At 38.5% G+C, this 12,073-nt stretch carries 7 protein-coding genes; all 7 read right to left on the bottom strand.

Features of this window, described 5'->3' with window-relative positions:
- Positions 1–416: 416 nt before the first annotated feature.
- On the bottom strand, positions 417–2,057 hold the full coding sequence (locus ACRD64_RS21705; protein ID WP_430936034.1) for a glycoside hydrolase family 43 protein: 1,641 nt from the start codon (positions 2,055–2,057) through the stop codon (positions 417–419).
- Positions 2,058–2,479: 422 nt separating this feature from the next.
- Positions 2,480–3,352 (bottom strand): hypothetical protein, encoded by an 873-nt coding sequence (locus ACRD64_RS21700; protein WP_430936032.1) that lies wholly within the window; start codon positions 3,350–3,352, stop codon positions 2,480–2,482.
- Between the two features lie 66 nt (positions 3,353–3,418).
- Positions 3,419–5,995: a glycoside hydrolase family 3 C-terminal domain-containing protein gene (locus tag ACRD64_RS21695; RefSeq protein WP_430936030.1), complete on the bottom strand. Its 2,577-nt coding sequence runs from the start codon at positions 5,993–5,995 to the stop codon at positions 3,419–3,421.
- Between the two features lie 353 nt (positions 5,996–6,348).
- The gene (locus ACRD64_RS21690; RefSeq protein ID WP_430936028.1) at positions 6,349–6,942 is read right to left on the bottom strand and encodes a hypothetical protein; all 594 of its coding nucleotides are present in this window, start codon (positions 6,940–6,942) and stop codon (positions 6,349–6,351) included.
- Between the two features lie 53 nt (positions 6,943–6,995).
- The gene (locus tag ACRD64_RS21685) at positions 6,996–7,187 is read right to left on the bottom strand and encodes a hypothetical protein (protein ID WP_430936026.1); all 192 of its coding nucleotides are present in this window, start codon (positions 7,185–7,187) and stop codon (positions 6,996–6,998) included.
- 337 nt (positions 7,188–7,524) lie between these two features.
- Positions 7,525–9,399, bottom strand: coding sequence for a hypothetical protein (locus tag ACRD64_RS21680; RefSeq protein WP_430936024.1), 1,875 nt, complete (start codon positions 9,397–9,399; stop codon positions 7,525–7,527).
- A 61-nt stretch (positions 9,400–9,460) separates the two neighbouring features.
- Complete coding sequence (locus ACRD64_RS21675) at positions 9,461–12,067, bottom strand: glycoside hydrolase family 3 C-terminal domain-containing protein (RefSeq protein WP_430936022.1); 2,607 nt, start codon at positions 12,065–12,067, stop codon at positions 9,461–9,463.
- Between the last annotated feature and the right edge of the window lie 6 nt (positions 12,068–12,073).

Raw genomic sequence — 12,073 nt, 5'->3', positions numbered from 1 at the left:
AGAAGTTTAAGTACTATCTGGAAAAACGAAAGGATAAAGATGGAATTAAACATCCCACAAAAAATTTGAATCATTTTACTTTTTATCCTAAAGAGAGTTTAGTGTTGGTTTTAATGATAACTTCTTGAAGTTTAAAATAAACCTCTATAAAAAGATGGGCAAACCTAAGTCAGCCATTGTACTTTCGAGAATTTTTGCAGGCAACATAAATCGGCCTTTGAGGAAGATTATGCCACCTCTTTTGAGGATATTTTAGATTAATCTGAAATACCTTAAACTTTCTGAAAAAATTCTATAATACCCTGCCCTTAGACAGGACACTATTTTTATTTGTACTTACAAATCGAGCCACTTGCTTACCGCTTTATAAAATGAAAATATTATACCATCAGGAACTATATTAAAATTCTAAGCGTTTAATCATCCTCGCCCTTCAGCGAAAACCAATCGAATTTTGCTATTTCTTTGCTTTCTATACCTGACGAGGTAGCATACATCCCTACGTAAACTCCATTAAATTTTTGAGCCACTTCATCTGAAACAACCGTGTAATCCTGAATATCTCCAATTGGCTTTAAACTCTGTTCATTATCACCATAAAAAAACTGTAGTTTTAAACCATTAACTTTTGCACTTAATACAACTGCTGATCTTTTGTAAGGAACAGTATTTATCACCTGAGCTTCAAATTCCCCCTTATTTCCCTCTTGAAACACTTTGATTAAAACAATTTCGTTTTTCCCTTTCAGTAACTGATAATTATTGCCATGACGTCGGTAAATCACCAACCCAGCTTTTTCGTTTTCTTTTTTCGTTTTTAGCGAAAGCTTTGTAATTGCCTGATAGTTAAAATGACGTGAGCGTTGTGCCATGAACGACGGATTTACTAATTCGGTTACCGTCTCTGGTCGCAACTGAATTTCCATTATACCATCTTTTTGAGTATACCATTTATCATGGGGTGAGCGCAGAAAATTCCATTCTAAGCCCAGTTCTTTTGCGTCAAACTCATCACGCACTTTTATTTCCGGTACAGGAGCCCATGCTAAATCAGGACGTTTTTGCTCACTTTGCAGAAGCCCAACACCTGGATTATAAATAGGCGTTACGCCACTTTCTTGCTGCGTCATTTTAACGCTGGCCAAAAAGGTTTCTCTGGCCAACGTAACATAACCATCCACTTGTCTTTTAGCTAGCATCACACTCCACCATTCGCCATTGGGAGTTTGTACCAAATCTGCATGACCCGTTTGACCAATATGATGCGTTTTTCCTAAATGACGGTGCGTCATAACCGGATTGGCATGATTAGGAATGTATGGTCCCCAAAGATTTTTACTATTAAAAACTGTAACAGCATGATATTCCCCTGTGCCACCTTCACCAATTAACAATAAGTATTCGCCATCAATTTTATACAGGTGAGGTCCTTCTGCCCAACGAGCATTAGACGCATGACCATAGGTTAATTGTTTCTTTTCCCCCAACAAAACACCCTTATCTGGGTTAATCTCTTGCATCCAAATACCGTTTTTACCAGGCCATTCTCCTTGTGTTCCGTCTACCACACCTGCTCCGGTGTAATAACAACGCCCATCATCATCCCAAAATAACGAAGGATCAATACCTGGAGCATCCTTAATCCACATTGGGTCGCTCCATGGGCCAGCAGCATCTTTTGCTGTAATAATAAAGTTCCCTTTTTGGCCAACCATTGTTGTAATAATATAGAAAGTACCTTTATGAAATCGGATACTTGGCGCAAAAATGCCGTTCGAATTTTTCAAGCCATCTTTATACACAATTTGATCAGTACGATGTAGGCCGTGCCCAATTTTCTCCCAGTTCACCAAATCTTTACTTCGATGAATGGGTAATCCCGGATACCACTCAAAACTAGAATTAACCATGTAGTAAGTATCTCCAACCCTACAAATAGAAGGGTCTGGATAAAAACCTGAAAGAATTGGGTTTTTAAAAGAGCTTGGAACGTCTTGTGCTTTTAATCCTTGAAGACCAATAAGCACTAATATAAAAGCAATATTAAACTTATTCATATTAATTATTTTATTCATTTACTCGTTTATTCTATAAGCTCTCAAGATCAATCGCATTCTTGCTCTACTTCCCTCTTGATGAAGCAACTATTCCATTTGCATAAAAACGATATTGGCTTCACATTATTTTCTTTTGGCAAGAAAGTTATGGATAAAATAAATAGTTGATTACAGAAAACAAAAGTAGCTTATTTTAAATATAAAATAAAGAAAATCCATAGCGTTGACTATCTCAGGAGCAAGCTCCCGGAGCATTTCGCCAACTTTATTTCAGTTTTTAATTATACCTAACCACTTTGCATACGGGCATATTTAAAACCCATTCAATATTATGCAAAAGGAAAAGATCCCACCAATATGTCGATGGAGTTGAAATATATTAATTCTAATCGATGAATCATTAACATTACTTCAAACCCAAATTACTTTACAAGAATTCCATCATCTATAAACTCCTTGAATTTTTCAGGGTTACCATCTTCATCTCCAACCAATAAATAAAACAGCATACCACAATCAGAAATATCTGCTACTCCTTTGTTGTGTGCCTGAACTCTTGTATACATCCAGCGGATATTTTCATCTTGATGGTCGCGCATCCAATACCAAACCGAAAAATCCTTGCCCGAATTCCATAACAGATCCGGATCCCATTTAGCGTTTTGGTCCTTTATTTTTTTGTATTGTATTCTGTTGCCACATAATTCTTTGATAGCATTCCAATCGCGATGATATGAGCGACGTTTTTCGTTTTCGTTAAAGCCGCTGTGCGAAAGCAGCTTTACATGTGAGAGCGCTTCCAACCCTCCCATATCAATTGCTTTTTCAACAGCCCGATAGACAAACTCCGATAATCCGGCATGCATAAAATAAAGCGGGTCATCGGCTGTTGACTTTACCATTTCAGTAGCGAGGTTTGTCCTGGCTTCTTCGAGTTGGGTGGTAACATCAAAAAAGCGGGATGCATCAAAATTCCACCTGATAATAGATCCATCGCAACTTAATTTGTTTTGATTTTCATTATCCGGACCGGCCGGTGCATCAATAAAGTTATTGTAAGAACAATGCACCAATTTATCTTGCAATCCTAGCTTAGCGATAATGGCCATACTTGCTGCTGTTGCCCCCCAATCATCAGGATCGCCAATGGGCCATTTATATTGATGGTCGGGCGCACTGTTACCATCAAAACTGATAGCTATACGGTTGTTATTGTAGCCCCAGCTTTGGGCGTTTATATTTCCGAAAGCTAAAGTAATTAATAATGTCAGTAATAGATTTTTATTCAATTTCATTGAATTAGATTTTATTTTATAGAAAACCTAACAGGCTGTTAAAACCTACAAGGTCTATTCATTCATTTACTTAGATTTAGCTACCACTTTGTTAATTACAAATGGTTTTTTATCGCCAGGAGGGATTATTTTAATCGATTCATGCTTCACCTCACCATGTAAGGTTTTAATTCTCAATCTTACAGGCTTACCATATTCTGGTGGAATTGGAATTTTAATAGACTGATGTAGTTGCTTGTTTAATATGGTATAACTATCAATACTTGCTCCTGCCATTGATGTTTCAATGATAGCTTCCTTAGAGGCAAATGAAAAACTTAATTCTGCATCCCAGGTGTTTACATAAAATCCAGGATCGATAAAAGTAATTTCATACTCCACCCAGGCATTTCCATCGTCTTTGCCCGTATCCAAAGAACTCATATCCCCTTTGTTCTTATATAGATAATCCCACTTTTTAGAACGTAGCTCATCATCAGCATTAAAATATCCACTTTTTTGTCCAACCTTAATAGCAGGGACAGTACCTCCCTTTACATTGACCGTTTGGCTAGCTGAAATATTTTGGCTAGAATTACCCACTAAAATTTCAAACTTACCTGCCTCAACCACAAATTGATTTTGGATGGTATCGTAATGCGCAAAAGCTTCGTAAGGAAGTGTGATATCCACATTCTTTGTTTTTCCGGCCTCCACATGCATACGCTTAAACCCTTTTAGGGCTTTCATTGGACTGCGCTCAGAAGATTTAATATCGCGGAGGTAAACCTGAACAACCTCATTGCCGTCCATGCTGCCCGTGTTGGTGATGTTAGCAGAAACCACAACATTTCCCTGAGCATTGATTTTTTTGCTGTTTACTTTTATACCATCTATTTTAAAGTTGGTATAACTTAAGCCATAACCAAACGGATATAAAACATCTCCTTTATAATACATATAAGTACGCCCGGTCTGAATATTATAATCATGAAAATCAGGCAAATCATCATCCGACTTAAACCAGGTAGAATTGAGTTTTCCTCCGGGATTTACATCTCCAAACAACATGTTAGCTAAAGCCGTTCCTTGCTCTTGTCCATTAGGCCATGCACACACAATTCCCGGAATATTTTCCTGTTCCCAGCTTATGGCCGTTGGTCCGCTCGGAACAAGCACTAAAATTATATTCTTGTTCACTGCCTGAACGGCTTTAATTAATTGATGCTGATTACCTGGCAATTTAAGCGATTTACGATCGGTATTTTCAGTAGATGTGGTTTCATCATTACCCATTACAAGAATCACACGATCTGATTTTTTCGCCAATGCAACGGCTTCCTTAGTTTTCGCACCATCCTCATCTTCTGCAGTTACATGACATCCTTCAGCATAACTTACTTCGGCATTCGTTAACTTTTTAATTCCATCCAAAGGTGTTACCTTATTTTTAGGATGACCCGAGTAAATTCCCATCCAGCATCTATCAGCAAAAGGCCCTATAACCGCCAGTTTTTCTTCATTCTTCTTTAAAGGAAGAGCACCTTCATTTTTTAATAATACGATGGATTGTTCTGCTGCTTTAAGCGCCAATTCTCTATGGGCTTTACATTCCAACACACTAGCCGGAATTTCAGAATATGGATTTAACGCAGGATCATCCAAATCGCCAGTCATAAAACGTAAGCGAAGTAATCTGCGTACCGAAACATTTAATTCTTCCTCGGTAAGTAAACCTTGTGCAATAGCAGGTTTTAATGCATTTACCATTGGAGCCTGTCTTTCTTTATGACGGAAGCACTCCTGATCAACACCGGCTTTGATAGCCATGGCTGCAGCTTCGGGTTGCGTTTTAGCATATTTCATTCTTTTTTCAAGTCCCTGAACAGCGGCCCAGTCGGCAATCACATATCCTTTAAAGCCCCATTCATCGCGTAATACTCCGTTCACCGCCCAATTGTGAGCAGAACAAGGTATACCGTTTAAGCCACTTAAAGAGGTCATGATTCCTGTTGCCTCTTCATCCACAAGACAGGTCTTATATGCCGGGAAATAGTATTCATACAAATCTTTTTTATTGATATTAGAGTGAATCCACTCACGCTTGGTCTCCACATTGTTAGCCACATAGTGCTTTACCGTTGTAACTGTTTTGGTATACGTTGGATCGTTACCTTGCATACCGCGAATGTACATACGAGCCATTTCCGACATTAAATGAGGGTCTTCGCTATAACACTCGCCATTTCTACCCCATCTTGGATCACGCGCCATATTAACGGTAGGCGAAAACATCATCACCTCTTTTTGGCCTGTGTTTTTTAAAGCGCGTGCTTCGTTTGAAATGGCTGTAGCCACTTCAAACATCAGCTCAGGATTCCAGGTAGCTCCCATAGCAATGTTTTGAGGGAACTGGGTACAGTTCCAGGCGATGACACCATGCAAAGCCTCACCGTACCATTCAAAATAGGGGACACCCAAACGATCGATGGCCGGTATTCTGGAACCGCAATAGCTAATTTTTTCATCTAATGTCATTTTTGACAATAAATCCTCAACACGTTCATCTACAGAAGCGCTGGGATCTTTCCATACCTGTGCATTCATCTTAACCAAGCATGCCACAAGGATCAGGGAACCAGTAATCATCTTTTTTAAAATCATCTTATTTATTAATTTAATTAATTCAAACCAAGGGTTAAATACACTTATGCAACCTCAAAAACACTTAGGGATGTCATCCCTAAAACCCTACTTCATTTTGGCATCGCCCCAAAAACCAGGCAAAAAACTCTAGTCGAGAAAAATGCCCTCGCTCTCTTCCCAATTGTTTATAATATCTACAGAAGTAGGTGTTTTATCAAACACAAGGTTAAACCCCACTTCGGCCTTCTACTCCTCGACTGTCTTACCCGCTTTGATTTACAGCTCCAAAACATTTGGTTTCCTACAGCTAACACTATTCAAGCCATATAATTTAAGCATATCGTAAACCAATCTCAGGTCTTTTGTATAATCTAACTGTCTAGATTAACAACATATCTATCCCAAAAACTCGAGATTGTATTGGCTTTTTTGCCAAGTTCAAAAATCCACCAAAACTCAACCACATCAGAAAAATCAACACCACCGGCTGTAATGACTTCATTATCCCAGGAAGCTGTCCACTCATCACATATGCGGGAAGCTTCCATCCAGGCTTTTCTGGCATATACATTGGAGTTATCGGATGCTTTAGCCTTTTGCAGACAAATTGTATTGTCATCTTTAAAACCAGGCGTCGCATTGCTTTTATTGCCGTCCTCTATTACAATATAATCGGTATTGGCTTTTAACCAGCTTAATTCGGTCTGCGTTGTTTTTTTTTCGTTCCAATTCCTATGCTGAACCACAAATACATTTGTTTTCACCACTTCTTCAGAAACAGTCTTTAAAATTTCATCAATCCAATCGGCGGTTGTATTAGATTGTCCTGCCTCTTGAAACCATACTTTTCCAACTTTTTGTAAAATAGGCATAACCTTATCTGCAATGTTTTGCACTGAACCTTGCCAATTATAATGCGCATCTGTCCATTTTTTGCCAAAAATCATATTGAATAACTCGCCCAAGTCAATATATTTTCCATTCTGAATTCCAATAGCCCCGGCAACTGCATAATAATTTAATCTTTTAGGTCTTTATGCAACAACATGCATCCCAAAGCTGCCTGGGCATGAATGTCATCGGTATCTGGTTTACTATCAAATTGTGCAATTAAAATATCCTTTTTTTTATCGAAAATTGGACGTGCAAAGCTATTTGCTACTGCAAGATTTAGAATGATGGCTACAAAAATAAATTTTCTTATTTTCATAATATTTCTTTTAATCGCAATATAATATGTTTAATTTTTTTTTAGCAAAAGGATTGTTAAAAATACAGCTGTTATCCAGATTCGAATTCGAGCACAATAGTTGACTAGCAGAGCCACCGTCAACAAAGGGATTAAACCTTAATTTACTGAACGGAATATTATTGTCGAGCATTTGAATACTCATTATATTAGTGCTGAATTAAATTTTACATAAGGGTAATCAGTTTTCCTCCTTTGTATGTAGGAAAACTGATGAACTGACTTAATTTGTTATAATAATGCTATGTAATAGAGTTGTGTACTTTTTTTACCGACCAGGCTATTCCTGTTCCTTGATTTATTCCATCAAGGTCTTCAATTGATCAAATGTGATGTCTTTATACAAGACCACTTTATCAATTTGAAGGAATTCTGACCTGCCTCCTATTTTTATCATATACTGACCTGCAGCCGGGAAATCCACTGTCATCCAGGGTTGACCTTTATCGTGTAAATCGAGCTGACCATTTAAGGTAAACTCGCCTTTACCCCTGCCATGAAACTTCACATATCCCGATAGCTCCTCTTTGTTTCCATAATATTTAGCTCCCGGAAAATCAATCCAGGCATCATTCGATTTATCACCTTCGGCATTATCAGGCTGACGCATCATCCATTTTACGGTATACCTTCCTGGTTCTTCCACCATAAAATAGGCATCACAAATTTCTTTTTTGACCACTTCCTGATAATGGTTTTTACCGATGTATTGAATATATCTTCCACCACTGGCCTTTTTATCATCGGCAAATTTCCAATGACCGTGCAAATCAAAATGTTCACCTTCAATGCTAATTATGGTTCCTTTTATTTCCTGTTCTACCTCTTTTTCAACACAGTGAAACTTCAATTGGGTCCATCTACCCCTTGAAAAAGCAAAAGCATCATCTTCAGGAATTTTACCGTTAGAGTGCGAATTAAATTCCACTTGAATATCATTAACCTCTTCAAGCCTAACGTTTTTAAAAGTAAAGTTATCGATTTTATAATCTTTCTCTGTTTCCTTATTTTGCGTTTGCCCTAGCTCTACTCCATTTACCTTTAGTCGATAAGTTGATTCTCCATCTATTTCGCCTAAAGTTGAAATAGTGATATTATACAAACCCTTAGGCGCTGTCAGCTGTACTTTACTTGCTGCAAATACATTTTTGTAATGCACGGCATCAATAGCCATGGCTTTGCGGTATTTATCCTTATAAGGTGGTGCATAACCAGGAATAGTCAGTATTGGAAAATCATCCATTGCCGAAAGTGTGAATTTGTTGTTTTCGTCCAATCCTTTAATCACGCTTATTCCCTTTACTGCATCGGGAATTCCGTCACCGATAAAATTCCTGAATTTATCAGGACTTCCGTTCTCATCGCCTGTTAGCAACCAAAACAGCATGCCGGCATCTGAGATATCTGCTTTGCCAGTATCGTGCGCTTGTGCTCTTCTGTATAACCAGCGGATGCTTTCGTCCTGATGGTCGCGCATCCAGTACCAAGGCGAGAAATCCTTACCTGAACACCACAATACATTAGGTTTGGTACATGCATTCTGGTCTTTTATTTTATGGTATTGAATACGGTTTCCGCACAACTCCTGAATATCGCTCCATGTGTGGTGCCAATCCCTGCGGGTTTCGTTTTCGTTAAAACCGCTGTGCGAAACCAACTTTACATGTGAGAGCACTTCCAGTCCGCCCATATCAATAGCTTTTTTAACGGCTTGATAAACAAACTCCGATAATCCGGCATGTATAAAGTATAGCGGGTCATCGGCAGTTGACTTAAGCATTTCTGAAGCCAGGTTTGTTTTAGCCTCTTCGAGCTGTGTGGTAACATCATAAAATTTTGATGCATCAAAATGCCACCTAATGATAGCTCCATCGCAACTTAATTTGTTTTGATTTTCACTATCCGGTCCTACCGGGGCATCAATAAAGTTATTGTAAGAACAATGTACCAACTTGTCTTGCAGCCCGAGCCTGGCAATAATAGCCATACTTGCTGCTGTTGCCCCCCAATCATCAGGATCGCCAATAGGCCATTTATATTGATGGTCGGGCGCACTGTTACCATCAAAACTGATAGCTATACGGTTATTGTTGTAGTTCCAGCTTTGGGCATTTATATTTCCAAAAGCTAAAGTAAAGAATAATGTCAGTAATAAATTTTTATTCAATTTCATTCGATTTTATTTTATAGAAAACCTAACCAGCTTTTAAAACCTGTTAGGCCTATTCATTCTTTTACTTAGACTTTGCAGCCACTTTATGAATTACAAATGGTTGCTTATTTCCTGGAGGAATTATTTTAATTGATTCATGCTTCACCTCTCCATGTATAGTTTTTATACGCAAACGAACTGGCTTACCATATTCTGGTGGAATAGGAATTTTAATCGGAAGCTTACGCTGATTTTTTAAAATAGTATAAGACTTAATTTCCACACCGGACATAGAAGTCACAACAATAGCTTCTTTACTTGCATGAGAAAAATTCAATTCTGCATCCCAGGTACTCACATAAACTCCAGGATCGACAAATACAATTTCATACTCTACCCAATCAAATGCTGCATCCTCAGCCTGTTCTTTCTTAGTACTTTTAAAAGCATCACCGTCATACAAATAATCCCATTTCTTGGTGCGATTTTCATCATCAGCATTAAAGTATCCACTCTTTTGCCCCACGCTAATTTTAGGTATAGAACCACCATTTACCATTAAGGTATTGGAAGTGACGATTCTTTCGCTCGATTGCCCAAGCATAATTTCAAAATCACCCTCCTCTACTACAAATTCTTTCGCATCAACATCATAATGAGAAAATGCTTCGTAAGGCAAGCTAATGGAAACAGTTCTGCTTTCGCCCGCAGGAATATGAATACGTTTAAAACCTTTTAATGCTTTTACCGGAGTCACACGTTTAGATGTTAAATCACGTACATAAACTTGTACAATTTCATCTCCATCCATTTCCCCGACATTTGTTACTTTAGTAGTTACAACAAGGTCTTTCATGCACTTAAGCTTTTTAGTGCTCAATTTTGTGTCTGTAATTTCGAATTGCGTATAACTTAATCCAAAACCAAAAGGATATAAAGGTTCTACCTGAGAATACATATACGTTCTGCCTACTTCTGGTCCGTAATCATCTTTCCAGGTTATAACATTGTAATCGTGTAGGTGCGGTAAATCATTTTCAGATTTCACCCAAGCTGTACTTAATTTACCACCAGGATTTATATCTCCAAAAAGAACATTTGCTAACGCTGTGCCTTGTTCCTGACCATTGGGCCATGCACAAACAATTCCTGGAATATTTGTCTGTTCCCAACCAATAGAAGTTGAACCACTTGGCACCAATACTAAAATCACATTCTCATTCACTGCTTTAACCGCTTTGATGAGTTTGTGTTGATTACCTGGCAAACTTAACGACAGTCGATCGCGTGTTTCAGTAGCGGTAGTTTCATCATTTCCAACAATAAGAATTACTGTGTCTGATTTTTTTGCAAGCTCAACGGCCTCATCAATCTTTTTTTGATCATCTTCTGCTCCAGTAACCGAGCAACCTTCAGCAAAACTAACCTTTCCTTTCGCACTGTTTTGAATCCCAGCCAATGGCGTTATTTTGCTTTTAGGATTACCCGAATAAATACCCAACCAACAGCGATTGGCAAATGGCCCCATAACTGCCAGCTTGTCTATGTTCTTTTTTAACGGAAGAACACCATCATTTTTCAATAGAACGATACTTTGTTCTGCTGCTTTTAGTGCCAATTGTTTGTGGGTTTCGCATTCAAGCACTTCCTTAGGAATTTTTGAATAAGGATTGAGCGATGAATCATCAAAATCCCCCGTCATAAAGCGAAGACGCAATAATCTTCGAACCGATACATCTAACTCAGCCTCGGTCAGAAGCCCTTGTTCAATGGCAGGTTTAAGTGCTGTTACAAAAGGAGCTGGTTTTGTTTTATGACGAAAACATTCCTGATCAACACCCGCTTTTATGGCCATAGCAGCGGCTTCCTCTTGTGACTTAGTAAAGCGCATACGTTTTTCCAGTCCTTGAACAGCAGCCCAATCTGCAATTACATAACCTTTAAAACCCCAATCTTTACGAAGAACATTGTTCACTAACCAATTATTGGCAGAACATGGCGTTCCATTTAAACCATTTAAACCTGTCATGATACCTGTTGCTTCTTCATCCACAATACAAGTTTTGTAGGCAGGAAAGTAATATTCGTACAAGTCGACATCACGTACCAGGGAATGACTAAACTCCCTGCGCTTTTCAACATTATTTGCTACATAATGCTTAACGGTAGTTACCGTTTTGGTGTATTTGGGGTGGTTACCTTGCATACCACGTACATACATACGTGCTATTTCCGACATCAAATGCGGGTCTTCGCTGTAGCACTCTTCATTTCTTCCCCAACGAGGATCACGAGCCATATTTACAGTCGGAGCAAACATCATCACCTCTTTTTGACCTAAATTTTTTAAAGCTCTTGATTCATTTGAAATGGCTGTAGCTACATCAAACATTAAATCAGGGTTCCAGGTTGAACCCATCGCAATATTTTGCGGAAACTGCGTACAATTCCATGCTTTTAGTCCATGAAGCGCTTCACCGTACCACTCAAAAGAAGGAATACCCAGACGTTCGATGCCCGGTATTCTGGAACCACAATAGCTTATCTTTTCATCTAATGTCATTTTTGACAATAAATCTTCAACACGTTCGTCTAAGGAAGCGTTGGGGTCTTTCCAAACCTGTGCGTTCATCTTAACCAGGCATGCTGCCAGAATAAGAGAACCAATAATCATTCTTTTTAACATCATCTTATT

The organism is Saccharicrinis sp. 156 (genome assembly GCF_050589685.1).
Classification (GTDB): Bacteria; Bacteroidota; Bacteroidia; order Bacteroidales; family Marinilabiliaceae; genus Saccharicrinis.
Note: the sequence above shows the minus strand (reverse complement) of the source record. Positions and strands in the feature narration are given on the sequence as shown.

What these genes read in the sequence shown, in the direction of transcription:
- ACRD64_RS21705 (WP_430936034.1), bottom strand. Translation starts at nt 2,057, where the DNA reads ATGAATAAGTTTAATATTGCTTTTATATTAGTGCTTATTGGTCTTCAA.
- ACRD64_RS21700 (WP_430936032.1), bottom strand. Translation starts at nt 3,352, where the DNA reads ATGAAATTGAATAAAAATCTATTACTGACATTATTAATTACTTTAGCT.
- ACRD64_RS21695 (WP_430936030.1), bottom strand. Translation starts at nt 5,995, where the DNA reads ATGATTTTAAAAAAGATGATTACTGGTTCCCTGATCCTTGTGGCATGC.
- ACRD64_RS21685 (WP_430936026.1), bottom strand. Translation starts at nt 7,187, where the DNA reads ATGAAAATAAGAAAATTTATTTTTGTAGCCATCATTCTAAATCTTGCA.
- ACRD64_RS21680 (WP_430936024.1), bottom strand. Translation starts at nt 9,399, where the DNA reads ATGAAATTGAATAAAAATTTATTACTGACATTATTCTTTACTTTAGCT.
- ACRD64_RS21675 (WP_430936022.1), bottom strand. Translation starts at nt 12,067, where the DNA reads ATGATGTTAAAAAGAATGATTATTGGTTCTCTTATTCTGGCAGCATGC.